Below are 23,771 nucleotides of genomic sequence, written 5' to 3' on the forward strand. Positions count from 1 at the left end.
TTTTCCTTATCGACAATGGTTATGCGTGGTCGGCCATGCGCCGGAAGAGGGTATTCCGCGCGGCCAACTCAGAATAAGTGCCATGGTCCGCCACCTGGCCATCCACTAGCAGGTAAATACTGTCGCACTGCTTCACAGTGGCTAAGCGGTGGGCGATCATGATGATGGTCTTCTTGCCCGAGAAGTCGTGGATGGCGTCCATGATCAATTTCTCGGTGATGCCGTCGAGCGCACTGGTGGCCTCGTCGAGCACTAGTACATCGGCGTCGTGATACAGAGCCCGAGCAATACCAATGCGCTGGCGCTGGCCGCCGGATAGTTGCACGCCGCGTTCGCCCACCCGCGTTTCCAGACCGTCGGGAAGCTCGTCAAGCAGTTCGTCCAGGTGCGCCATAGTGGCGGCCCGACGGACCTTGGCCTCATCGATGGCCTCAGGCGGCAGGCCGAAGCCAATGTTTTCGCGGATGGAACTGTCAGCCAGAAAGATGGACTGCGGCACGAAACCCAGACTGTTCTGCCAGGCGCGGCGGTTCTCGTCGGTCAGTGGCCCGCCGTCGATAAGCACACGACCATACTGCGGCTCGATCAGGCCAAGCAGCAGGTCGATGGTCGTAGACTTGCCTGAGCCGGAGGCGCCCACCAGGCCAATCACCCGGTTGGCGGGAATGCTCATTTCCAAACCCTTGAGCGCCGGCTCCGTCTTACCTGGGTAATGGAAGACGACGTCCTCCAGCAGGATTTCCTTTTGCGGCACGAGGTGTTCTCGGGTATCGCCAGGTTCTACCGGGATGGCAAGGCTGCTGGCCCGCAGGTCGTCGCGCAGTGACTCGAACGCGGCCAAGTTGCCGCGAATCTGCGACAAGCTGGAGTAGACCTGCTGGAACGCTGGCAACAGCTTGAAGCCAGCCAGCGCGTAGACGGAGAGCACGGGCAGGAGTGTCCCCAAGTTGCCCTCATGCGCGGCCAGCAGGTAGAGCACTAGGAAAATTACGCTGCCGAAGGCCACCAGCTCCATGGCGTAACGTGGCACTTGGCTCAATGCCAAGTTGGTGCCCTGGGCGGCCGCCAACTTACGGCTGGCTACCTGGAAACGGTCTGTAAAAACTTTCTGCCGGCCTAGCAGCAGCGCATCCTTAATGCCGCCGAAGCCCTCCCCCATCAGCTTGAAACGCAGCCGTTGTGCCTCAGTAATGTGCTGGCCATTGCGGACCAAGCGGCGGCGTACTATGCGGTAAAGCAACAGGTAGGCCGACGCAAATATCAGCAAGCCCACGATTGCCACCAGCGGGTTGAAGAGGAAGATGGCGAGCGCGATGAATACAGCCAATACCAGTTTGGCATTCATCTGCATCAGCGGGTTGATGATCTGGACAGTTATACGTTGCGTTTCCTGGGCGATTTGGTTAGTTAACTGGCTACTGCTGCCGCTGGCGTGGAACAGCCAAGGCTGATGCATGTAGTGGCGATAGAGCCGGCTGCCTAACTCCGCTCCAACTCGGGCGCCGTAAGTAGACAGCCGCCATATGGTAAACATGGAGATCAATGCCGCCAGTGCTAGGACACCCAGCACCCCGATACCCACCCAGAACAGGAACGTGCGTGGATCGTCCAGACCGCTGGCCCGGTACAAGTCGGCCAGCCAACCCTCACCTTCGATCTGAGAGATGTCGCCCACTAGTGCCATAAACGGGCCGATGGAGATCACTCCGGCGATTTCCGCAAAGGACATCAGCACGACCAGGACCTGCAGTCGCAACAGCTTGCGACGCTGTTCTGGATTGAGCAGGGAATACAGTTCTTTGAGCTTGCTTAACATGAAGGCAATGTCATTAGTCGGCTCCAAAAAGATCCCGGGTGTATACCTTATCCATCACATCAGCAAGGTTCGAGGAACGCCGGTTGGCGACGATAACGTCGCTAATGCGCTTGAACTCTTCCACATCGTGGATGACCCGAGAGTTATAGAAACGGTCTTCTTCCATTACCGGCTCGTAAACCACTACCTCGATACCCTTGGCCTTGATGCGTTTCATCACACCCTGGATGGCAGAGGCACGAAAGTTGTCCGAGCCGTTCTTCATCACTAAGCGGTAGATGCCGACGACATTAGGATTGCGCTTGATGACGGAGTCGGCGATGAAGTCCTTGCGGGTGTGGTTGGCATCCACGATGGCGCCGATGATGTTGTTGGGCACTTCGTCGTAATTAGCCAGCAACTGCTTGGTGTCCTTCGGCAGGCAGTAGCCGCCGTAGCCGAAGGAGGGATTGTTGTAATGGCTATCGATGCGCGGGTCGAGGCAGACGCCATTGATGATCTGGCGGGTATCCAGACCGTGGGTCTCGGCGTAGGTATCCAGTTCGTTGAAGTAGGCCACGCGCAGCGCCAAGTAGGTATTGGCGAACAGCTTGATCGCCTCGGCCTCGGTTGGGTTGGTAAACAGGATGGGCACGTCATTGGCCACCGCGCTTTCCGCCAGCAGGTTGGCGAAGGACTCGGCGCGGTCGGAATGTTCGCCGACGACGATGCGCGAGGGATGGAGGTTGTCGTGCAGCGCCTTGCCCTCGCGCAGGAATTCCGGAGAGAACAGGATGTTGTCCGTGCCCATCCGCGCCTTGATTTCCCGGGTGTAACCGACCGGTACGGTGGACTTGATCACCATCACGGCATGCGGGTTGATGGCCATGACATCCCGGATGACTGCCTCGACCGAGCTGGTATTGAAGTAGTTGGTTTCCGGATCGTAATCCGTCGGGGTTGCGATGATGACAAACTCGGCATCGGCATAGGCCGCCTGCTTGTCCAGCGTGGCCGTGAGATCGAGTTCACGGTTCTGCAGAAAGTCCTCGATCTCCGGGTCGAGCACCGGGGATTGCCGTTTGTTCAGCATCTCGACCTTTTCGGGAACGATATCCAGCGCCACGACGTAGTTATGTTGGGCGAGCAGCACGGCGTTGGACAGGCCGACGTAGCCAGTGCCGGCGATGGCGATTTTGGTTTTGTTGGTGGGTTGGTTCATTTAGGTGTTGTTGTCTGTCGATGCGATGCGGGTGTGTGGCCGCACGCTGTAAAATTAATTATTGAAAGGCTCGCTCGGTGTTCGAACTACCACTCTGCAGTAGAGCGACGTCCCCGGCCTTTCGACTATTTCTTCTGCCGTCATTCCCGCAGAGGCGGGAATCCACACAAGGTGTCGGCTCAAGGCACCATGGATTCCCGCTTTCGCGGGAACGACGGGGTCTGGGGGGCGCGGCGTTCTACTTCGCGTGTCGGCGAGTGCAACTCGCCGTTCCATACACGGTTACAGCCGACCGTCGACCTCGTCGCGTCCAAGCAGGTGTTTGATGTCGTAGACGATGCCGTTGTCCCGGGTCAGGGCACGGATGCCATCGGCGCCAAGTTGGCGGAAGTCGTCGTGAGCGACGGCCAAGACCACGGCATCGAAAGAGCCTTGCGTCGGGTCGGGGTCGAGTTCGAGGCCGTATTCCTCTCGAGCCTCGTCGGCATCGGCCCAGGGGTCGTGGAGATGCACATCGACATTGTACTGCTCGAGGTGGTGGACCACGTCGACCACGCGCGTGTTGCGCAGGTCCGGGCAGTTCTCCTTGAAGGTCAGCCCGAGGATGAGCACCTTGGAATCGACGACCTGCACCCGGTGCTTGGTCATCAGTTGCACGATCTGAGCGGCGACGTATTCGCCCATGCCGTCGTTGGTGCGCCGGCCGGCGAGGATCATCTCGGGATGGTAATTGATTTCCTGCGCCTTCTGGGTGAGGTAGTACGGGTCGACACCAATGCAGTGGCCGCCAACCAGGCCCGGCTTGAAGGGCAGGAAGTTCCACTTGGTAGCCGCGGCCTCGAGAACGGCCTGGGTGTCGACACCCATCTTGTTGAACAGCATGGCCAGTTCGTTGACCAGCGCGATATTCACGTCCCGCTGGGTGTTCTCGATCACCTTGGCGGCCTCGGCGACGCGAATCGCCGGGGCCAGATGCGTGCCGGCGTGGATAACGCGCCGATAGAGCGCATCGATGAACTTGGCGGCCTCGGGCGTGGATCCCGAGGTCACCTTCATGATGTCCGCGACGCGGTGTTCCTTGTCGCCCGGGTTGATCCGCTCCGGGCTGTAGCCGGCGAAGAAATCCTGATTGAACGTCAATCCGCTGGTCTGTTCGAGCACCGGCACACAGTCGTCCTCGGTGGCACCGGGGTAAACGGTGGACTCGTAAATCACCACGTCACCCTTCTTGAGCACCTGGCCGACCGTCTTCGAGGCAGCAATCAGCGGGCTCAGATCGGGGCGCTTGTACCGATCAATGGGCGTGGGCACGGTAACAATAAAGACGTTGCAGTCGGCGATATCTTCCAATCGGTCGGTGAACGAAAGATGTGTCGCCTCGGCCAGTTCGCCCGGCTCGACCTCACGGGTGTGGTCGACACCGGCTTTCAATTCGGCGATGCGTTTGGCGTTGATATCGAAGCCGACCACGGGCTGGACGCGGCCGAAGGCCACGGCCAGCGGGAGACCCACATAACCGAGGCCCACCATGGCGATCTTGACGTCTTTGGGCGGATGGAATGTGTTGGTTGTCGTCATTGGAATATCGTTTTGTTATTTAATCTTCGACTTCGTGTTCGCCATGCAGGCGCTCGCGGGCGGCAGCAATAAAATTGGCCATCAGCGCAGCGAATAGCCCGGCAAACAGCCCGAGGATGGCGCCTAAGGCCACGATAAGTGCTGAGGAGATGCCCTCACTACGGTCGGATTGCTGAGCGAGGGCCACCACCTCACCATCCTTCATTGAACTCTGACTGAGCTTGAGCGTGCTCAGCTTTTCCTTGAGACGTGAAAGCTGCAAGGCGACTTCCGCCAAACCACCGGCCTCACCACGCAGGCTATCGACAAGGTCCTGTGTTTCCCGAATTTGCTCCTCAACGGCATGGATCTCGCCTGCAATTCGCTCGGCAAATTCAGTTTTTTTCTCCTTAGCGTGCGCACTTACGCTCGCGAGAACCGCACGGTGCAGGTCCCGGATTCGGTCATTCTTCGCAAGGCCACCCTGGGTTTCGAGGACTAGGTAACCGCCCTTGTCCGGACTACTGACCTCCACACCGAAATCGAACACTTTGCTTTCCTGACTACCTGCCGATGCTTCCAGCGCCTGACGTGCTTTCGGCAGATACACTCGCCGAACGACGTCCTCAAGGGCGGCCGGCTCCACGAGCATCCTTTCGTTTTGACCATTGCTGGCGTAGGAAGGAACTTCATATATGGAGCTGAATGTCCCGTCCTCCGCTGCACCAGCGTCGCGAGTAAGTGTGTACACGGCCGCCAGACCAGTAATCAACAGCGCGACCCCAACGACGACCCACTTGCGTCGCCATAGAGCGAGCGCGAGATCCACCAAGTCTATCTCGCCGTCAAATCGTGGTGGGGTGGTTGCTGGCGGCTGCTGGCTAGGCCGAATTTCGTTCATCAATCTGTCCTTGTTTATCGAGATCTACTATTCAACCGTGACCGACTTGGCCAGGTTGCGCGGCTGATCCACGTCGGTGCCCTTGAGCACGGCGACATGGTAGGCCAGCAATTGAAGCGGAATGTTGAAGATAATCGGGGCGCTGATTCTACCCACATTCGACGTGACCGGCAGCACGTGCGTGAAGTCCGCCGAGTGCAGCCCGGCGCGCTCGTCGGCAAAGACGAACAGCTCTGCCCCGCGTGCAGAGACTTCGGCGATATTTGACTTCAACTTGTCGAGAAGTTCGTTTTGCGGGGCGATGGTGATTACCGGCATGGTCTCGTCGATCAACGCCAGCGGCCCGTGCTTGAGCTCACCCGCGGGGTAGGCCTCGGCGTGGATGTAGCTGATTTCCTTGAGCTTCAAGGCCCCTTCCATGGCAATCGGGTACATCGGACCGCGGCCGAGGAACAAGGCATGCTCCTTCTCCACCAGCAGTTCGGCCAATTCACGGACGCGGTCGCCATGATCAAGAGCGTCCTGGATGCGGCCCGGCACCTTCTCCAGTCCGGCGACGATGCGTTTCTCTTCGGCTTCTTCCATGCGGCCACTCGCCCGTCCGATGGCCAGCAGCAGCAGGGCCAGAGAAACCAATTGGGTGGAGAATGCCTTGGTGGAGGCCACCGAAATCTCGGGGCCGGCGCGGGTCATCAGCACTAGGTCCGACTCGCGCACCAGCGAGGATTCCGGGGCGTTGCAGATGGCGAGCACCGGGCGCTTCGCGTCCTCGCGTTTGAGCATGCGGATGGCGGCGAGGGTGTCGGCGGTCTCGCCGGACTGCGACAGCGCGACGATCAGCGTGTTGGGGCTGACTACCGGGTTGCGGTAGTGGAATTCGGAGGCCACCTCGACGGCGCAGGGCAAGCGGAGGATGTCTTCGAACCAGTAGCGGGCCACCATGCCGGCGTGGTAACTGGTGCCGCAGGCGATGATCTGCACGCGTTCGACCGAGGCGAAGATCTCGTCGGCGCCGACGCCGAACGCCGCCGGCAGGATATGGCCGTGGGCAATGCGCCCTTCCAGGGTGTCGGCAATGGCCTGCGGCTGCTCGTGGATTTCCTTGAGCATGAAGTGGCGAAACCGCCCACGATCGGCGCTTTCCGCCCGCTGGGCCGACTGGCGCACCGGGCGCTCGACGGGGCTGCCCGCCGCATCGGTGATGGCAAGGTTCTCGCGGGTGATGACCGCCCGATCGCCCTCTTCCAGGTAGACGAACGATTGGGTGACCGGCAGGAGCGCGAGGGCATCCGAGGCGGCGAAATGTTCGCCGATGCCCACACCGATGACCAGCGGGCTGCCCTGACGGGCGACGAACAGTGTCTCGGGGGCGTCGGTGACGATCACCGCCAACGCAAAGGCGCCCTGCAGGCGATCCACGGTGGCGTGGAAGGCCGCTTCCGGTGAGAGACCCAGGTCGAGTTGATGGTGGATAAGGTGCGCGATGACCTCGGTGTCGGTGTCCGAAGCGAACGTGCAGCCCGCGTCGACCAACTCAGCCTTGAGCGTGGCGAAGTTCTCGATGATGCCGTTGTGCACCACCGCCACCCGGCCATGATCGCAATTGGGCGCGATATGCGGGTGGGCATTGCGCTCAATCGGTACACCGTGGGTCGCCCAACGGGTGTGGGCGATGCCGAGCTGGCCGGTGATGGGAATGGCTTCAAGCTTCTCGGCAAGAGCGGCGACCTTGCCCACGGCACGCGCCGAAGCGAGCCCCTGCTGCTCATCCAGCAACGCCACCCCGGCCGAGTCGTAGCCGCGGTATTCCAGGCGACGCAATCCTTCCAGAAGGATGGGCCCCACCTGCCGTTCGGCTACCGCTGCGACGATTCCGCACATGAATCCGTTTCCCATTTAACTCGGATTGAATAGCGCGGGATTGTATCTCAATGAGGCGGGTCAGAGGGACCGAATTGATCAGTTGCGCTAGTGGGCGCGGAGTGCAACTCCGCGATCCATTGGAGCGGCGAGTTGCACTCGCCAGCGTGGAGTGCAACTCCACGGTCCATCGTTGGTTGCCATTCTAGTTGCCCCACCCTGCCGAGCCATACGGCCAGTCTTCCGGGGTCGCAACCAGTCCGGCCTTGACGGGGTTTAGATGAATATATTCTTCGACCGCGGAGAAATGACGGTCGTTTCGGATGTAGCGGTCCCAGTAATCGCGTTGCCAGATTCCGGCATGCGGGGAAGCCGCTTGGCGATTCACGTCATAGCCGAGACGCCGAATCTCACGGGAAGAATGGCGTTTCCAGGACTGGACAATGCCTGACAGCGGGTGATGTTGGTCTTGCCGGACCAGCACATGGACGTGATTCGGCATGACCACCCACGCATGCAGTTGGTAGCGGGATCCATCTGCGAACAACAGCGTTTCGACCATTATTCGGGCGCAGGTCGGATGCGCCAGCAGGCAGGTACCTCGGCCGGTGTCGAGCAAGGCCTCGATGCGGCGGGCTTTCGTTTGCTGCTGTTGGTAGGCGGGCAAATGGGCCAGTTCGCGTTCCATCCGGAGCAACACATCTCGCGGCAACGAGTCGGCCAGATGGAATACGACGTGCTGAAAGTAACCCGGCGCGTCCATATGCGGTAGCCGACGGCGGGTCCAACGGGTGTGTGCGGGCATCCTTGCCGGCATACGTCGACCTCCTTGTTTTCGCAAGGGGCATGGTGCCGGGGGCGTGTTGAGCGGGCAAGTGGTGGGGCTGTTGGGGTGTGAACCCCTATTTCATGAAGGGCCACTTGCTGGTCCGCAAAGTTGCAGGCCCACGATTCGAGCGGGATTTACTGGTGAAACGTGCGTTTTGGCGCGGTTGCGTGGAGTGAAAGGTTGCTGGGAGCGGCGAGTTTCACTCGCCGTACGTGGAGTGCAACTCCACGATCCAAGGGACGATCGTCTTCTTTTGCTTTTGGACCGGCGATTTGCACTCGCCGTTCGTGGAGTGAAACTCCACGATCCAATGGTCAACCGCCTTCTACTGACTAGGAGCGGCGAGTTGGACTCGCCATTACCCGGGGAGAAACTCCGCGGTCCGATGCGTTGCGTCTAATCCGATACGGTGACGGGCAACGCCGTCTCGACAAAGAGCTTCAAGCGTTTGCGGCCGCGGAAGCTGTCGGCGACGGGGCGGTAGGCGATCTGCCAGTGGCGGCCGGGGGGAAGTGGGTCGGGGGCGCGGAACCAGATGGCGTCGACGGGGCGGGCATTTGGGTGGTCGAGCAGGCGGACGGACAGGCGCCAGTGTTTGCCGTCTTTCAGGGCGGTTTTCTCGAGCACCTCGAAGGCGTTGTCGAACAGGGGCTCGGGAAAGCCGGTGCCCCAGGGGCCTTGGTGGTCGAGGGCGTCGATGAAGTTGAGGTGAAAATCGGCGGCTTCCAGGGGGCCATCGGTGACCACTTCGCGGCCGTCGGGAAGCCGCTCGTGGTGGCGTTCGACGACCTGCGTGAAGGCGTGGCGAAAGGCATCGAGTCGGGTGCGCTCGAGTGACAGCCCGGCGGCCATGGCGTGTCCGCCGAAGCCGTCGATCAGCCCGGGCTGTCGGGCGTCGATCTCGACCAGCAGGTCGCGCAGGTGGATGCCGGGAATCGAGCGACCCGAGCCCTTGAGCCGGCCGTCATTGCTGCCGACCTCGGCCGGGGCAAAGACGAACACGGGGCGCACCCAGCGGGTCTTCAGGCGCCCGGCGACGATGCCGATCACGCCGGGGTGAAAGCCCGGATCGAAGCGTACCCAGTCGGCCGGGCTTGAAGGCGGCGTATCGCCCTGCCCGGCCATCGCCCGATCCAGGTCGGCGGCGACGGTGTCGAGCATGTTGGCCTCGACGTCGCGACGTTGGCGATTGATCTGATCGAGCGTGCCGGCCAGCCGGCGGGCCTCGGCCGCCTCGCCGGCGAGCAGGCATTCGACCCCCAGCCGCATGTTTTCGAGCCGCCCGGCGGCGTTGAGTCGCGGGCCGATGGCAAAACCCAGATCGCTGGATCGCGCCTCGCGCGGATCGCGCCCGGCCACGGCAAACAGCGCGAGTATCCCCGGCGCGCAGGCGTGGGAGCGGATGCGAGCCAGGCCCTGGGCGACCAGACGGCGGTTGTTGTCGTCAAGCTCGACCACGTCGGCGATGGTGCCCAGGGCCACCAGATCCAGCCAGTTGGCGAGGTTGGGCCGCTGACGCGTGGCGAACCAGCCGCGTCGATCGAGTTCACTACGCACGGCGGCGAGCAGGTAGAAGGCCACGCCAACGCCCGCCAGCGCGGTCGACCCGAAGTCGGCATCGGCACGGTTGGGATTGACGATGGCATCGGCAGCGGGAAGCGTGTCGCCCGGCAGGTGATGGTCGGTGACCACCACGCGCGACCCGGCGGCCTTGGCGGCGGCGACCCCGTCGTGGGCGCTGATGCCGTTGTCGACCGTGAGGATCAACGCCGGCGGTGTGTCGAGTTCGTCGAGCAACGCCGGGCTCAGGCCGTAGCCGTGGCGCTGGCGATCCGGGATCAAGAAGTCGACCCGCTCGCCCCCCATGGCGCGCAGACCGCGCAAACACAGGGCCGTGGCGGTCGCGCCGTCGGCATCGAAATCGCCGACGATCAGGATGGAGTCATCCCGCTCGATGGCATCACTGACCAGTCGAGCCGCCTCGCCCAAATCGGGCAGGCCGGCCGGCGGGAGGAGCGCCTGCAGGCGGTGATCGAGCTGCGCGGCCTGCGTGATTCCACGCGCGGCCAGCACGCGCGCCAACCGGGGATTGAGATGCGCCAGGGAGTCGCTGACCTCGGGGGTCTGACGCCGGCGGATGCTCGCGACACCCAGCAGGCGGGCGGCCCTGGGGTTGGCCTCGGGGTTGGCCTTTGCCTCTGCGGTCATCGGCCCACCCGCTGCAACAGTCGACGCCAGGTGCGTTTCCACCCGGATTCCGGCTGCCATACCCCGCCCTGGCCATCATCCAGGCGGACCACCACGTCCGGGCATTCGGTCTGCAGTCGCTCGAGCCACGCATCAATGCGGGCCAGTTCCTGCTGGAAGCCGCCGACGTCGCCTTCCAGCCGACACCACGCCGCTTCGGTCAGCAGCACGCGTACGGGTCGGCCGGCACGAATCGCCTCGCCTGCCGCACCCATCTCGTCGGCCTGCCACACGCTTGCATCGCACTCGGCCATCACGGCGGGCGAGTCGGTCAAGATCAACCGCTCCCCGGCTGATGGTGACGGCATTCCATCGGTCAGGGCACTCAGCCCGTGCGGCCAGAAGCTGCTCAGGATGGGTTGGCCGTGGGCGGCGCGGCGGTCGTTGAGCGGTTGCGGATAGAGCCACATCTGTAACTCGGTCAGCCATTGGCGCAGCAGTGGATCGCTGCGCTCCTCGTTGAGGAACACCCCAGCGTTGCGGTTCAACAGGCAGGCCAGCGGCGCCCCGCCCCGCTGCAAGGCCGCATTCGCCGGACCGATTCCGTCCGGGCGCAACTGGGCCAGCAGGTAGGTCTGACGACCGATGCGTACGGCTTGCATGCCGTCATCGGCAAGCCACGGGTTGAGGACGTCCAGCAGGCCGTCGAGCTCGGCGTCGCTCAAGGCGAGAAACCGCGCCCCGAGCACGATGGCATGGTCGGTCTCAGGCTTTAGGTGAACGGGATCGAAACACAGCAGCCGCTCGAAACCCTGCGCGCGCCAGTCGGCGACCTGCTCGGCAAACCCGGCCCGCGTGCCACCGGTAAGACACCAGTCGCCCAGGGCGCGAGCCAGAGCGTAGCCCGGACTCGTGATGCCACGGGGCGCGGCGACTGACGCGGCCCCGTCCACGGCCGCCAGCGCGAGCGCATCGGGATCGTCGCAGGCCTCCTCGGGAGAACCGTCATCGGTCGATGCCCCGCGTTGAAAGCGGCCGTCGAGCAGTTGGGCCAGGCGGGAAACGTCCGTCTCGGAAACGCTCGGCCCGGTCCAGATGGGGCGGGAAAAGCCGCTCTGGTCATCGCCCGGGGCATCGAGCGGCTCGAGGCCCAATACCGTCAGCTCGACATCGACAACCCGCCGCGTCATGCCCCGTCGCCCGGCAGGCCATTATCCAGGCCGAGCAATCGCCGGCCGCGGTGGTTGTGACGGATGGAGAGCATGGCGGCGTATTCGGTCTCCACCTTGGCGATCGCCGCCATGGGGGCGCCGAGCACCCAGGCACAGGCGGCGCGCATGACGATCGCGTGCGAGAGCACCAGCACGGACTGGCCGGCGTGGTTGGTCTCCAGGCGGGCCAGTCCGCGCGTGACGCGCTCGAAGAAATCGGCCATCGGCTCGCTGCCGGGCGGATGGCCGTCGACCGGATCGGCGAGAAAGGCGGCGTGCTGTTCGGGATAGCGCTCGGGAATCTCGGCATGCCGCAGGCCTTCCCAGGGACCGAAGCCAATCTCGCGCAGATCGGGATCGACCACGAGCTCCAGCCCGCGACGCTCGGCCACCGAGGCGGCAAAAACCCGGCACCGACGCATCGGTGAGGTGGCGATGACGTCCCAGTCGGCTTCGCCACGCGCCTCGATCATCGTCAGGCGACGCTCGAGTTGCTGCCAGCCGAGTTCACTCAACGGATCGTCGACGGCGTCGCCACGAAAGCGACGACCGCCGACGGGTTCGCCGTGGCGTATCAGGTCGAGTCGGGTGGCCGGGGTGGTCTGGGTGATCATGGACACTCGCCGCTGGAAGTCGAGGCGGGATTCTATCAGTCGGCCCGGCGTCAAAAAGCACGATGGAGGCCCCGGAAGGAAAACCGGGGGTTACAGCCGCTCAAGCCGAACACGTGATGATCTGGTCGATCTCATCCCCTGATCGTGCCCGAGCCACCTCGAGTTCGTACTTGTCCTGCAGGTTCATCCAGAAGTCGGGGCTGGTACCGAAAAAGCGCGCCAACCGGAGCGCCGTGTCGGCACTGACCCCACGCCGCCCAAGCACGATTTCGTTGATCCGTCTTGCCGGAACCCGAATTTCCTTGGCAAGGCGATATTGCGTGACACCGAAGTCGTCGAGGAACTCGGCCAGGTGTTCGCCTGGATGAATTGGGTCAATACGCTTGTTCATCACGCCCCCTCTCAGTGGTAATCCACAATCGCCACGTCGTGGGCGCCGCCCTGCTCCCACCGGAAAACGATCCGCCATTGGTCATTGATGCGCACGCTATGAAACCCGAGCCGATCCCCGGACAAGGCCTCGAGTCGATGGGACGGCGGCACGCGCAAGTCGTCGAGGTCTCGTGCTGCGTCGATCCGGTCCAGGCGCATCTTCGCCCGGCGCTGAATCTGTTGCGGGAGCCGTTTCGAGAACCGCCCGCTCGCCACCCGTTGCGTATCCTTGCAAGCGAAGCTAACGATCATGAACCGAGAATACAGCCACGCTTGTATTAACGCAACGCGTTATTACCTACTGCTGACACATTCACCAACGTCACGGCACCCAGCCGATCAGGGTGAGCACGGCCACCAGGGCCAGGCCGAACAGCAGCGCGCGCAGCACGATCGCGTGGGCGGCCCGGTACCAGGTGCGTTGATCGGCGAGACAGGCATTCTCGTCGAGGCATTCATCGGCGCGCTCGACGTCGATGACGGCATGGCCGACCCGGGCGATCAGTCCGATCGAGCCGGCCTCCCAGCCGTCCATCGCGCCGTGCTCGCGCCCAAGTGCCTCGTCACCCCGCCAGGCATTCAGGCCCCGCTGGAACGAACCGGCCAGGAGCATCAGCACGGTGAACACCGGCGCGGCCGGCAGGACCAGCAGCGCGTGGGCTTTCGTCTGCCAGCGACGCAACCGCCCTTCCCCGTCCGCATCGGCACCCGATCCAGCCCCCGAACCAGCCTCGGGGTCGGGCGCCTGTGCCAGCCACTCGGTCAGGCGGTAGAACAACGCCCCGGCCGGCCCGAGCAGGACGAACCAGAACAGCACCAGGAACCATTCGCTGAACGCCAGCACGATGATGCGCTCGCCGGTCTGGCGGGTGGTCGCCTGGGCGGAATCCACCGGCGTGCCGTCGAACAGGACGCGGCGTGCCGCCTCGACGGTCTCCTGGTCGTCCCGGCCAGCGGCGTCGAGCAACTGGCGGTTGATCTCCGAGGTGTTGCGCGGGGTGATAACCAGCAGCAGTACGACCAGCGACACGACCCATCCGATCCAGCCGTCGCCGCCGATGCCGAGCCAGACCAGCAGCACCGCCGGCAACAACAGCCAGACCAGCAGACGCGCGGCCGTGGCGCCGATCATGCCGGCGAGCGTGTCGAACACCTCGATGGTGACGCGATGCGGCCAGCGATCGGCGCGCCATCGCTGAAAGAATTCCAGGAACCGGTCGAAGGCGATGACGAGGATCAGGACCAGAAGTTTCATCGCGTGGATGCCCCACTGTTGGACGAAAATGGACGCACGGTCAGGCGGTCGCCATGCCGTCGGGCAGGCGGGATGCCAGGTGCCCCCAGTCGAAGGCCGGGCCGGGATCGGTCTTGCGTCCCGGGGCGATATCGCTGTGGCCACGCACCGCGTGCACGCTCGGATAGGCGCGTTTGATGGCCGCGAGCACGCGACCGAGCGTCTCATACTGCACGGCCGTATAGGGCTCGGTATCCGTGCCCTCGAGCTCGATACCGATGGCAAAGTCGTTGCACCGCGTGCGTTCGCCGAAGCGAGACTGCCCCGCGTGCCAGGCACGACGATCGAAGGGCACGAATTGCGTGACCGACCCGTCGCGGTAGATCACCACGTGGGCGGAGACGCGCAGGTCGCGAATCTCCTCGAAATACGGATGTTCGCCGGGGTCGAGCCGGTTGGTGAAAAAGCGCTCGATCGCCGTGCCGCCGAATTGGCCGGGCGGCAGGGACATGCCGTGGATCACCACCAGCTCGATGCGTTCATCGCGTGGGCGCGCGTCGCAATTGGGCGAGGCGACGAAGCGGGCGCTGTCGAGGCGATTGGTGGCAGGATCAACGTTCATTACGGGCACCTCGAAAATCGACTGCGCAGACCGATTGCGGCGTCACGTGCTCGTTCGCTCCTCCCCTATCCATATGATATGTCTCGTCGCTCACTGCGCGGTTCCTTGCACTCGGATCTGCTCGCTACGGTTTACGAGACGCCCTTTGGGAATTCAGCTGTCCGACCACTTGAGACCAGCCGCCGGCCAGTGCGCCGACGACCAGCGCGCGGCGGCCGAGTCGTTCCAGCCCTCGCCGCCGAGGTGGGCACACAGGCCTTGCAGGGCGACGTCCACGGCCGCCTCGCGCACCGTTTCGCGGTCGCCGGGAAAACGAAATCGGGTCGCGAAGGTGGCAACGGCGGACTGATGCGGTTCGCCTTCGGTCGGCGGCCGATGGCCCCAACCGATCCAGACGGTGCCAACCGGCTTGGTCTCGCTGCCGCCGCCCGGGCCGGCCACGCCGCTGATGGCCACCGCGTAATCGACCCCCGCGCGCTCGAGCGCCCCGCGGGCCATCGCCGTGACCACCTCGGCGGACACCGCCCCCACCTCGGCGAACAAGGACGCCCGCACGCCCAGCTCACGCTGCTTGGCCTGATTGCTGTAGGTGACCCAGCCACCGTCGAACCAGGACGAACTCCCGGCCAGCGCCGTGAGATTGGCAGCCAACAGCCCGCCGGTGCAGGACTCGGCGACGGCCAGGCGCAGCCCACGCGCACCCAGCGCCTCGCCCAGGCAACGAATGCGGGCCGGGCGACTCAGGTCGCAGTCGGTCATGGCCTGGGCCCCGTGCCATTCGGGTGGCTGTTGCCCCTCGTCCCGTTCCACCATCCGGTTCGCCCGTCCCTCGTGTCATTCACTGCCCAGTTCGCCCACGGCCCACGACCGGCACGCGCCCAGATCGGCGGGCCGTTCGGCGTCAGGGTTATCGTTACTGGGTTTTCGTTACAATGCCGCGCATGACGAAATCGACATCGCCCCGCCCCGCCGAAAACTCGCCCACGGCCGGTCAGACGGACAGTTTCAGCGCGCATACGCCCATGATGCAGCAGTTTCTCCGGATCAAACAAGATTATCCGGACGTGCTGCTGTTCTACCGCATGGGCGACTTCTACGAGTTGTTCTTCGAGGACGCGCGGCACGCGGCCAGGGTGCTCGATCTCACCCTGACCCAGCGCGGCACCTCGGCCGGCGAGCCGATCCCGATGGCCGGCGTGCCGGTGCATGCCTACGAGTCCTACCTCGCCCGGCTGCTGAAGGCCGGCGAGTCGGTCGCCATCTGCGAGCAGGTCGGCGACGTGCAGGCCAAGGGGCCGATGAAGCGCGAGGTGGTCAAGGTGATCACCCCGGGGACGGTCACCGACGAGGCCCTGCTGGAACAGCGCCAGGCGCACCGGCTGGTGGCGGTATCGCGCAGCCGTTACCGCGGCCGTGAGCGCCTCGGCCTGGCCCACCTGGATCTCTCCAGCGGCCATTTTGCCATCATGGCCCCGGCCGGCCCGGACGAACTGGCCACCGAGCTGGCGCGGGTCGACCCGCGCGAGCTGCTGCTGCCCGAGGGACTGTCCATCGAGGCGCTGACCGACGGCCTGTTCCGCGCCGACGGGTTTTCCCGCGAACGTCCGGTCTGGCATTTTGCCAGCGAGACGGCCAGCGAGCAGTTGTGTGCCCAGTTCGGCACCCGCGATCTCGCCGGCTTCGGCATCCACGCCGACAACCGCCAGGCCCTGGATGCCGCACTCGGCGCGGCCGGCGCCCTGTGGCAATACGTCAACGACACCCAGAAGACGAAGCTGGGCCACATCGACGGGCTGGCCGTGGAACAGACCAGCGACGCCCTGCTGCTCGACGTGCACACCCGCCGCCACCTGGAGCTGTTCGAGGACAGCCAGGGGCGCCCGGACGGGGCGCTGATCGGCCTGCTCGACCGCACCGCCACCGGCATGGGCGCCCGCCGGCTGCGCGAATGGCTGGCCCGCCCGCTGCGCGACCACGAGCGGCTGGCCGCCCGTCACCAGGCGATCGGCGAGCTACGCGAACGCGACCTGCCGGCCGTCCTGTTCGACGCCCTGCGGCAGGTCAACGACATCGAGCGCATCACCACGCGCATCGTGCTGGGCACGGCTCGGCCGCGCGACCTCGCCGCCCTGCGCGACTCGCTACACCAGTTGCCCGCGCTGACCGCCACCCTGGCCACCTGCGACCAACCGCTGCTCGCCACGCTGAACGACGCACTGGCCGACCTGCCCGAGGTGCGTGAACTGCTGGATGCGGCGATCGCCGAGAAGCCCTCGGTCTGGCTGCGCGACGGCGGGGTGATCGCGAGCGGCTTCGACGAGGAGCTCGACCGCTTGCGGGGCCTGTCCGAGCGCGCCGACACCACGCTCACCGCCATGGAGGAGGATGCACGGCGACAGTCGGGCATCGAGAACCTGAAACTGGCCTACAACCGCGTCCACGGTTACTACTTCGAGGTGCCGCGCAGCCAGTCGGCGCGCATGCCGGAGACCTTCACCCGTCGCCAGACGCTCAAATCCGTCGAGCGCTACACCAACGACACCCTGAAGACCTTCGAGCAGGAAGTGCTCACCGCCCGCGACAAGTCGCTCGCCCGCGAACGCGAGTGCTTCGAGGCATTGCTGGTCACCTTGGCCGGCCACCAGAGCGAGCTGCGCCGGCGGGCCGATGCCCTCGCGGACCTCGACACCCTGGCCGCGCTGGCCGATGTCGCCGAGCGCCACGACTGGACCGCCCCGCGCTTTCGTAACGCGCTCGGGGTGGATATCCGCCAGGGCCGCCACCCGGTGGTCGAGGCCAACAGCGAGGCGGTCTTCGTGCCCAACGACGCCGAGCTGGCCCCCGACCGGCGCATGCTGCTGATCACCGGCCCCAACATGGGCGGCAAGTCGACCTACATGCGCCAGACGGCGCTGATCGTGCTGCTGGCCCACGCCGGGGCGCACGTGCCGGCCGAGGACGTCGAGATCGGGCCGATCGACCGCATCTTCACCCGCATCGGCGCCTCCGACGATCTCGCCTCGGGACGCTCGACCTTCATGGTGGAGATGACCGAGACCGCCGAGATCCTGCACCACGCCACCGAGCGATCGCTGGTGCTGATCGACGAGATCGGCCGCGGCACCTCGACCTTCGACGGCCTGGCGCTGGCCTGGGCGGTCGCCGAGCACCTGTTGCAGAAGAACCGCGCGATGACGCTGTTCGCCACCCACTACTTCGAGCTGACCACGCTTGCCGAACAGTTCGAGACACTGGTGAACGTCCACCTCGAGGCGATCACGCACAACGGCGAGCTGGTGTTCCTGCATGGCGTGAAGGATGGTCCCGCCAACCAGAGCTACGGGATCGACGTGGCGCGTCTGGCCGGCCTGCCGCGCCCCACCATTCGCCGGGCGCGCGGCCTGCTGGAGAAACTCGAATGGCAGTCGCATACCGGCGGCGAGGTCCCGCAGATGGATCTGTTCGCCGCCGAGCCGGTCGCCGACCCCGTCGAGACCGAACCCGACCCGTTGCTCGAGGCGATAGACACTCTCGACCCGGACGAGCTCTCCCCCCGCGCCGCGCTCGACTTGCTCTACGAGTGGAAGGCGCGACGTCAGCAGGACCTCTGACTTGTACCGGACGATATACTGATCTCATGCCATCTTCCGATCGACCGCTCGTCTCCCTGACCGTCGCCGGCATTGCCCGCCGGGGCGATGCCTACCTGCTCGTGGAGGAACGCATCCGTGGCCAGCGCTACCTCAACCAGCCAGCCGGACACGTCGAGCCGGGCGAGACGTTGCTCGACGCGGTGATCCGGGAGGTGCGCGAGGAGACCCGTTTTGGCTTCGAGCCGACCGGGCTGCTCGGGATCTACCACGACAACCCCGTCCAGGGGCGGCGGGTACTGCGGGTGGCGATCATCGGCGAGATCGACGACGAGCCCGATGACGAGCCGCTGGATAGCGGGATCATCGCCGCGCGCTTCATGGACCGCGCAACCCTGGAGAACGCCGAGATCCCGCATCGCTCGCCCTTCGTCACCGCCGCCGTCCGCGATTTCGAACAGGGGTACTGCTATCCCCTCGACCTGCTGCACTCGATCCGATGACCGACTCGACGATCAACGACCTCATCTCCCCCGCCCCGGCGGACGCCCCGCGCATCATGGTGGGCCTGTCCGGCGGCGTGGACTCCTCGGTGGCCGCCCTGCTGTTGAAGGAGGCCGGCTACCGCGTCGAGGGCCTGTTCATGAAGAACTGGGAAGGCGACGACGATGACGAGTACTGCGCGTCCAAGGAGGACATGCTCGATGCCATGGCCGTGGCGGACAAGCTCGGGATCGAGTTCCACTACGTCAACTTCGCCGGTGAGTACTGGGACCGCGTGTTCGAGCACTTCCTGCACGAGTACCAGGCCGGACGCACGCCCAACCCGGACATCCTCTGCAATCGCGAGATCAAGTTCCGCGCCTTTCTCGACCACGCCCGGGCACTGGGGGCGGATGCGATCGCGACCGGTCACTACGCGCGACGTCTTGACGACGCGACCGGCGTGCACCTGGCACGCGGCGTGGACGCGAACAAGGACCAGAGCTATTTCCTGCACGCGCTCTCCCGCGACCAGGTCGGTTCGGCGTACTTCCCGGTGGGCGAGCTGGAAAAGCCGCGCGTGCGCGAGATTGCCGCGGCGCACGACCTGATCACCGCCGACAAGAAGGATTCGACCGGCATCTGTTTCATCGGCGAGCGCCGCTTCGCCGATTTCCTCAAGACCTACCTGCCCGCCCAGCCGGGGCCGATCGAGACCCTCGAGGGCGAACGGCTCGGCACCCACCAGGGCCTGATGTACCACACCATCGGCCAGCGTCAGGGGTTGGGGATCGGCGGCACGAAGGCCCATGGCGATGCGCCGTGGTACGTGGTGGGCAAGGATCTCGAGTCCAACACGCTGCGGGTCGCCCAGGGCAAGAACCACCCGGCCCTGTTCGCCGACCGGCTCGAGGCCGAGCAGGTCCACTGGATCGAGCCGCCGCCGACCGACCGGCCGCTGACCGCCAAGATCCGCTACCGCCAACCCGACCAGGCGGTCCGCATCGAGCAGACGGGCGATCGCCTGATCGCCTCCTTCGAGGAGCCGCAACGCGCCATCACCCCCGGCCAATCGGTCGTGTTCTATGATGGCGACATCTGCCTGGGGGGAGCGGTGATCACCCGCGCCCTGCCCCGGGACTGATCATCAAACCAACCGATACGGGACCATGCCACAAGACACCGACGACCAATTGATCGCCATGGCCGGCATGACCCAGGCCGTCCAGTTGATCCAGACGCTGGCCTACGAAGGCCGCGTGGCGGACAGCCAAGCGCTGGAGGCGAGCATCGGCTCGCTGTTCGCCTTCGACGCCCCCGACACGGCCAGTATCTACGGCGGGCTGTCCGGGGTTCGATTCGGCATGAAACGCCTGAGCGAGTTGCTGGCGGGTAATTCCCGCGCACCACGTGACCTGGAACTCACGCGCTACGTGGTCACGCTGTTCGCGATCACCAAGGCCTTTCGTCGCGACCAGGAGATGGGCAGCACGCTATTCCGGCGACTCGAGGAGTTGAAGCCCGCCTTCGACGAGCACGGCGCCGACAGCGGCCTGATGGCCGATCTCAACAACCTCTACCGCAGCACACTGAGCCACCTGCCTCAGAAGTTCGTGATCAACGGCGAGAAGCATCACCTCGAGGACATGGCGATCTCCTCGACCGTACGAGCCCTGCTGCTCGCGGGCGTGCGGGCCACCATCCTGTTCGACCAGGTCGGCGGCCGGCGCTGGCGCCTGCTGTTTATGCGCGGCAAGTATGTCGACGGTGCCCAGCGGCTATTGCGACAGATGTAAGCCGCTTGCGAGGACGCGTCGGGCACGAAAAAAGGCGAACCATCACGGTTCGCCTTTCTTGTTGGGCACGTCCGATGCCGGTGTCAGACCTGCAGGTGCTTTCGCAGCTGGTATTGCCAGATAAATCCGATCACCGAAAACACCGCGAAGATGGACGCGGCCACGGCCCAGAATTCCCAGCCCTTGGGCTCGATACCGCCGATCGAGTACTCGAGGTACAGCCCGATGCCCATGCCGATCACGAAATAGAGCAGCCACTCGACGATTCGCCACCAGAACGATTTCTGCTGGCCCGGTGCGGCGACCGGGATCACCAGGAACAGTCTCTGGTTGACGAAAGGCAGGTTCGCCAGGACGAACAGGCCGATCAGGTAACTCGCGATAATCCAGTCGGCGATCATGCAGGCCTCGTTTCGATGGCGTAATGAATGTGGCTTACAGGCCGAAGGCGCCGGCACTCAGCGCGGTCAGACCGGTCGGGTACAGGCCGAAAATCAGCATGGAGGCGCCGGACAGGACCAGCACGCCCCGCACGTTGGCATCGGCTTCGATGGGGCTCGTGTCCTCCGGCGCGTCGAAGTACACCATCTTGACCGCGCGCAGGTAGTAGAACGCACCGATCACCGCGGTGACCACGGCGAAGGTCGCCAGCCACCACAGCCCGATCCCTACGACCGACTGGAGCACGGCAAGTTTCGCCCAGAAGCCGAAGGTGAACGGGATGCCCGCCATGGAGAACATCAGCAGCAGGAAGACGAACGCCATGACCGGGCTGCGATCGTTCAGCCCCTTGAGGTCGTCCAGGCTCTCGGCCTCGAATCCCTGGCGTGCCAGCAGCAGGATGATGCCGAAGCCGCCGATGGTCATCGCCGCGTAGGCGATGGTGTAGAACAGCGCGGCGGCGTAGCCCTCGTTGGTGCCGGCCAGCACGCCCAGCAGGATGAAACCGACGTGACCGATGGTCGAGTAGGTCAGCATCCGCTTGAAGCTGGTCTGCGCGATCGCGACCACGTTGCCGATGGCCATCGAGAGCATCGCCACCACGATCAGCATCGGTTGCCAGTCGGCGAACAGCGGCCCCATGCCGTCGACCAGCAGACGCAGCACCAGCGCGAGCGCGGCGATCTTGGGCGCGGCGGCGAGGTACAGGGTCACGGCCGTCGGCGCGCCTTCGTAGACGTCCGGCAGCCACATGTGGAACGGCGCGATACCCATCTTGAACACGGCACCGACCACGATCAGGACCACGGCCGCCTTCAGGGCCATCGACTCCTCGCCGCTGGCGACCGACTCGGCGATCGCGGTGAGCGTCAGGTCGCCGGTCACGCCGTAGAGCAACGACATGCCGTAGAGCAGGATGCCCGAGGCGAGCGCGCCCAGCACGAAGTACTTCATCGCCGCCTCCGAGGCGCGGCCGTCGTCGCGCTTGAACGCGGTCATGGCGTACATCGCCAGCGACATCAGCTCCAGGCCGAGGTAGAGCAGCAGCAGGTGGTTGGAGGAGATGGTGATCATCATCCCCAGCACGCCGAACAGACCGAGCATGTAGTACTCGCCCTTGTCGATACCGCGCTGGCGCAGATAGGTGCGCGAGATGACGAACACCGCGGCCACCAGCACGTAGACCACCAGCTTCATCACGTCGGCCATGGGGTCGTTGACCACCATGTCGCCGAAACTCATGCGCACATGATCGTCCATCTGCACCAGGGTGATCACGAACAGCGCGATCAGGGTGAGGATCGAGAGCACGAAGCTGACCGTCGGCCCGCGCTTGGGCAGGAACGGGTCGACGAGCAGGATCAAACAGGCCATCGCCGCGAGGACGATTTCGGGCAGGACCGGTTGCAGGTTCAGTGAGGCGAGTGTCATAGGGAACGTCTTACAACTTGGTGGTCAGCGCCTGTTGCGCCAGGTTCTCGATCGAGGCGTGCATGACCTCGACCAGCGGGTTCGGCCAGACGCCGATCAGTACGATCAGGAACGCGAGCACGCCCAGAATCCAGGCCTCGCGGAAATTGAGATCCTGGAGCGTCTTGACGCCCTCGTTCTTCACCTCGCCGAAGATCACGCGCTTGACCATCCACAGGGTGTAGGCCGCGCCGATGATCAGCGTCAGGGCCGCGGTGAGCGCGATCCAGAAGTTGGCCTTGAAGGCGGCGAGGATGACCATGAATTCGCCGACGAAGCCCGAGGTGCCCGGCAGGCCGACGTTGGCCATAGCGAACAGCACCACCAGCGCCCCGAACCACGGCATGGTGTTGACCACCCCACCGTAGGCCGAAATGTCGCGGGTGTGCAGCCGGTCGTAGAGCACGCCGATGGAAAGGAACATCGCCGCGGAGATCAGGCCGTGGGAGATCATCTGCACCATCGCGCCCTCGAGCGCCAGGGTCACGCCACTGGCCGAGGCGTTGTGCGGGTTGGCGACGATCATGTAGATCACGAACAGGCCCAGGGTGACGAAGCCCATGTGCGAGATCGACGAGTAGGCGACCAGCTTCTTCATGTCCGACTGGACCATGGCGACCAGGCCGATGTAGACGATCGCGATCAGCGACAGCGCGATCATCAGCCAATCGAGCGTCGCCGCCGCATCCGGCGTCATCGGCAACGAGAAGCGCAGGAAGCCGTAGCCGCCGATCTTGAGCATGATCGCCGCCAGGATCACCGAGCCGCCGGTGGGCGCCTCGACGTGGGCATCCGGCAACCAGGTATGCACCGGCCACATCGGGATCTTGACCGCGAAGGCGATCAGGAACGCCAGGAAGATCAGGATCTGCTCGGTCAGCGTCAGCGGCAGTTCGTGGAACACCGGGATTGCGAAGCTGCCGGCCTGGAAGTACATGTAGATCAGCGCGACCAGCATGAACACCGAGCCGAGGAAGGTGTAGAGGAAGAACTTGATGGTCGCGTAGACGCGCTGCGGGCCGCCCCAGATGCCGATGATGATGAACATCGGGATCAGCATGCCTTCGAAGAAGAAGTAGAAAACGATGGCGTCCATCGCGGCAAAGGTGCCGTTCATCATGCCTTCCATGATCAGGAAGGCGGCCAGGTACTGGTGCGCCTTGTCCTTGATCACGTCCCACGCGGCGACCACCACGAGGATGGTGGTGAAGGTGGTCAGCACGATCAGCGGCATCGAGATGCCGTCGACGCCGAGCGCGTAGTTGATGCCGAAGGCCGGGATCCACGGCAGGTGCTCGACGAACTGCATCGCGGCGGTCTGCGTGTTGAATCCGACGATCAGGCCGAGGCTGATCACGAAGACCACGACGGAGACGATCAGCGCGAACCAGCGCGCCGAGGCGGCACGTCGTTCGCCGAACAGCATCACGGCAAGGCCTGCCGCGATCGGCAACCAGACGAGCAGGCTCAGTATGGGCCAGGAGGTCAGCATCGAACCGTTTTCCTTCGCTTGTTATCGGTATGGGC

At 64.5% G+C, this 23,771-nt stretch carries 21 protein-coding genes; 4 read left to right on the forward strand and 17 right to left on the reverse strand.

Translation table 11 applies throughout. The annotated features are described in order from the left end of the window. Positions 1-19: 19 nt before the first annotated feature. The 14 genes from LV475_RS06905 to LV475_RS06970 form a co-directional block, all read right to left on the reverse strand. Complete coding sequence (locus LV475_RS06905) at positions 20-1,816, reverse strand: ABC transporter ATP-binding protein (RefSeq protein WP_250106020.1); 1,797 nt, start codon at positions 1,814-1,816, stop codon at positions 20-22. Positions 1,817-1,829: 13 nt separating this feature from the next. Further along, positions 1,830-3,017, reverse strand: coding sequence for a nucleotide sugar dehydrogenase (locus tag LV475_RS06910; protein WP_250106021.1), 1,188 nt, complete (start codon positions 3,015-3,017; stop codon positions 1,830-1,832). A 282-nt stretch (positions 3,018-3,299) separates the two neighbouring features. Beyond that, positions 3,300-4,595 (reverse strand): Vi polysaccharide biosynthesis UDP-N-acetylglucosamine C-6 dehydrogenase TviB, encoded by a 1,296-nt coding sequence (gene tviB / locus LV475_RS06915; protein WP_250106022.1) that lies wholly within the window; start codon positions 4,593-4,595, stop codon positions 3,300-3,302. 19 nt (positions 4,596-4,614) lie between these two features. Then, entirely contained in the window at positions 4,615-5,475 is an 861-nt protein-coding gene (locus LV475_RS06920; protein ID WP_250106023.1) for a Wzz/FepE/Etk N-terminal domain-containing protein, read from the reverse strand. A gap of 27 nt (positions 5,476-5,502) precedes the next feature. Then, positions 5,503-7,356: a glutamine--fructose-6-phosphate transaminase (isomerizing) gene (gene glmS / locus LV475_RS06925; protein WP_250106024.1), complete on the reverse strand. Its 1,854-nt coding sequence runs from the start codon at positions 7,354-7,356 to the stop codon at positions 5,503-5,505. Positions 7,357-7,540: 184 nt separating this feature from the next. Next, a complete protein-coding gene (locus tag LV475_RS06930) occupies positions 7,541-8,023 on the reverse strand; it encodes an REP-associated tyrosine transposase (protein ID WP_250106025.1) in 483 nt (160 codons plus the stop codon). A gap of 537 nt (positions 8,024-8,560) precedes the next feature. Continuing rightward, entirely contained in the window at positions 8,561-10,372 is a 1,812-nt protein-coding gene (gene recJ / locus LV475_RS06935; RefSeq protein WP_250106026.1) for a single-stranded-DNA-specific exonuclease RecJ, read from the reverse strand. Then, positions 10,369-11,541, reverse strand: a complete 1,173-nt coding sequence (locus LV475_RS06940; protein WP_250106027.1) for a hypothetical protein — start codon at positions 11,539-11,541, stop codon at positions 10,369-10,371. Before LV475_RS06940 ends, recJ begins: the two co-directional genes overlap by 4 nt. Further along, entirely contained in the window at positions 11,538-12,176 is a 639-nt protein-coding gene (locus LV475_RS06945; protein ID WP_250106028.1) for a histidine phosphatase family protein, read from the reverse strand. Before LV475_RS06945 ends, LV475_RS06940 begins: the two co-directional genes overlap by 4 nt. Positions 12,177-12,276: 100 nt before the next feature. Beyond that, positions 12,277-12,567, reverse strand: coding sequence for a HigA family addiction module antitoxin (locus tag LV475_RS06950; RefSeq protein ID WP_156573625.1), 291 nt, complete (start codon positions 12,565-12,567; stop codon positions 12,277-12,279). A gap of 11 nt (positions 12,568-12,578) precedes the next feature. Beyond that, on the reverse strand, positions 12,579-12,860 hold the full coding sequence (locus LV475_RS06955) for a type II toxin-antitoxin system RelE/ParE family toxin (protein WP_136867002.1): 282 nt from the start codon (positions 12,858-12,860) through the stop codon (positions 12,579-12,581). A 70-nt stretch (positions 12,861-12,930) separates the two neighbouring features. Continuing rightward, a complete protein-coding gene (gene ampE / locus LV475_RS06960) occupies positions 12,931-13,863 on the reverse strand; it encodes a regulatory signaling modulator protein AmpE (protein ID WP_250106029.1) in 933 nt (310 codons plus the stop codon). Between the two features lie 40 nt (positions 13,864-13,903). Next, on the reverse strand, positions 13,904-14,464 hold the full coding sequence (ampD, locus tag LV475_RS06965) for a 1,6-anhydro-N-acetylmuramyl-L-alanine amidase AmpD (RefSeq protein ID WP_250106030.1): 561 nt from the start codon (positions 14,462-14,464) through the stop codon (positions 13,904-13,906). A 153-nt stretch (positions 14,465-14,617) separates the two neighbouring features. Beyond that, a complete protein-coding gene (locus LV475_RS06970) occupies positions 14,618-15,223 on the reverse strand; it encodes a CinA family protein (protein WP_250106031.1) in 606 nt (201 codons plus the stop codon). Between the two features lie 266 nt (positions 15,224-15,489). Here LV475_RS06970 and mutS point away from each other — a divergent pair, with 266 nt between their 5' ends. Genes mutS through LV475_RS06990 form a run of 4 tightly spaced genes read left to right on the forward strand, consistent with a single transcriptional unit; the run spans position 15,490 to position 20,333 of the window. Next, positions 15,490-18,075, forward strand: a complete 2,586-nt coding sequence (mutS, locus tag LV475_RS06975; RefSeq protein ID WP_347709477.1) for a DNA mismatch repair protein MutS — start codon at positions 15,490-15,492, stop codon at positions 18,073-18,075. A gap of 26 nt (positions 18,076-18,101) precedes the next feature. Continuing rightward, positions 18,102-18,557, forward strand: a complete 456-nt coding sequence (locus tag LV475_RS06980) for an NUDIX domain-containing protein (RefSeq protein WP_250106033.1) — start codon at positions 18,102-18,104, stop codon at positions 18,555-18,557. After that, positions 18,554-19,681: a tRNA 2-thiouridine(34) synthase MnmA gene (mnmA, locus tag LV475_RS06985; RefSeq protein ID WP_250106034.1), complete on the forward strand. Its 1,128-nt coding sequence runs from the start codon at positions 18,554-18,556 to the stop codon at positions 19,679-19,681. Before LV475_RS06980 ends, mnmA begins: the two co-directional genes overlap by 4 nt. A 25-nt stretch (positions 19,682-19,706) precedes the next feature. After that, positions 19,707-20,333, forward strand: a complete 627-nt coding sequence (locus LV475_RS06990) for a lysogenization protein HflD (RefSeq protein ID WP_136866063.1) — start codon at positions 19,707-19,709, stop codon at positions 20,331-20,333. Between the two features lie 83 nt (positions 20,334-20,416). On the opposite strand, the gene LV475_RS06995 is transcribed toward LV475_RS06990, so the two are convergent. Genes LV475_RS06995 through LV475_RS07005 form a run of 3 tightly spaced genes read right to left on the reverse strand, consistent with a single transcriptional unit; the run spans position 20,417 to position 23,736 of the window. Next, the gene (locus LV475_RS06995; RefSeq protein ID WP_250106035.1) at positions 20,417-20,734 is read right to left on the reverse strand and encodes a DUF2818 family protein; all 318 of its coding nucleotides are present in this window, start codon (positions 20,732-20,734) and stop codon (positions 20,417-20,419) included. Positions 20,735-20,768: 34 nt separating this feature from the next. Further along, entirely contained in the window at positions 20,769-22,205 is a 1,437-nt protein-coding gene (gene nuoN / locus LV475_RS07000) for an NADH-quinone oxidoreductase subunit NuoN (RefSeq protein ID WP_136866062.1), read from the reverse strand. A gap of 10 nt (positions 22,206-22,215) precedes the next feature. Next, positions 22,216-23,736: an NADH-quinone oxidoreductase subunit M gene (locus LV475_RS07005; RefSeq protein WP_250106036.1), complete on the reverse strand. Its 1,521-nt coding sequence runs from the start codon at positions 23,734-23,736 to the stop codon at positions 22,216-22,218. Between the last annotated feature and the right edge of the window lie 35 nt (positions 23,737-23,771).

Source organism: Guyparkeria hydrothermalis, assembly GCF_023555375.1.
Classification (GTDB): Bacteria; Pseudomonadota; Gammaproteobacteria; order Halothiobacillales; family Halothiobacillaceae; genus Guyparkeria; species Guyparkeria hydrothermalis.

Bases quoted from the DNA above. Each gene is read 5' to 3' on its own strand.
- tviB (WP_250106022.1), bottom strand. From the start codon at position 4,595: ATGACGACAACCAACACATTCCATCCGCCCAAAGACGTCAAGATCGCC.
- glmS (WP_250106024.1), bottom strand. From the start codon at position 7,356: ATGTGCGGAATCGTCGCAGCGGTAGCCGAACGGCAGGTGGGGCCCATC.
- recJ (WP_250106026.1), bottom strand. From the start codon at position 10,372: ATGACCGCAGAGGCAAAGGCCAACCCCGAGGCCAACCCCAGGGCCGCC.
- mnmA (WP_250106034.1), top strand. From the start codon at position 18,554: ATGACCGACTCGACGATCAACGACCTCATCTCCCCCGCCCCGGCGGAC.
- LV475_RS06995 (WP_250106035.1), bottom strand. From the start codon at position 20,734: ATGATCGCCGACTGGATTATCGCGAGTTACCTGATCGGCCTGTTCGTC.
- LV475_RS06970 (WP_250106031.1), bottom strand. From the start codon at position 15,223: ATGACCGACTGCGACCTGAGTCGCCCGGCCCGCATTCGTTGCCTGGGC.
- LV475_RS06905 (WP_250106020.1), bottom strand. From the start codon at position 1,816: ATGTTAAGCAAGCTCAAAGAACTGTATTCCCTGCTCAATCCAGAACAG.
- nuoN (WP_136866062.1), bottom strand. From the start codon at position 22,205: ATGACACTCGCCTCACTGAACCTGCAACCGGTCCTGCCCGAAATCGTC.
- LV475_RS06950 (WP_156573625.1), bottom strand. From the start codon at position 12,567: ATGAACAAGCGTATTGACCCAATTCATCCAGGCGAACACCTGGCCGAG.
- LV475_RS07005 (WP_250106036.1), bottom strand. From the start codon at position 23,736: ATGCTGACCTCCTGGCCCATACTGAGCCTGCTCGTCTGGTTGCCGATC.
- LV475_RS06955 (WP_136867002.1), bottom strand. From the start codon at position 12,860: ATGATCGTTAGCTTCGCTTGCAAGGATACGCAACGGGTGGCGAGCGGG.
- LV475_RS06920 (WP_250106023.1), bottom strand. From the start codon at position 5,475: ATGAACGAAATTCGGCCTAGCCAGCAGCCGCCAGCAACCACCCCACCA.
- LV475_RS06930 (WP_250106025.1), bottom strand. From the start codon at position 8,023: ATGGAACGCGAACTGGCCCATTTGCCCGCCTACCAACAGCAGCAAACG.
- ampD (WP_250106030.1), bottom strand. From the start codon at position 14,464: ATGAACGTTGATCCTGCCACCAATCGCCTCGACAGCGCCCGCTTCGTC.
- LV475_RS06940 (WP_250106027.1), bottom strand. From the start codon at position 11,541: ATGACGCGGCGGGTTGTCGATGTCGAGCTGACGGTATTGGGCCTCGAG.
- LV475_RS06980 (WP_250106033.1), top strand. From the start codon at position 18,102: ATGCCATCTTCCGATCGACCGCTCGTCTCCCTGACCGTCGCCGGCATT.
- LV475_RS06910 (WP_250106021.1), bottom strand. From the start codon at position 3,017: ATGAACCAACCCACCAACAAAACCAAAATCGCCATCGCCGGCACTGGC.
- ampE (WP_250106029.1), bottom strand. From the start codon at position 13,863: ATGAAACTTCTGGTCCTGATCCTCGTCATCGCCTTCGACCGGTTCCTG.
- LV475_RS06990 (WP_136866063.1), top strand. From the start codon at position 19,707: ATGCCACAAGACACCGACGACCAATTGATCGCCATGGCCGGCATGACC.
- mutS (WP_347709477.1), top strand. From the start codon at position 15,490: ATGCAGCAGTTTCTCCGGATCAAACAAGATTATCCGGACGTGCTGCTG.
- LV475_RS06945 (WP_250106028.1), bottom strand. From the start codon at position 12,176: ATGATCACCCAGACCACCCCGGCCACCCGACTCGACCTGATACGCCAC.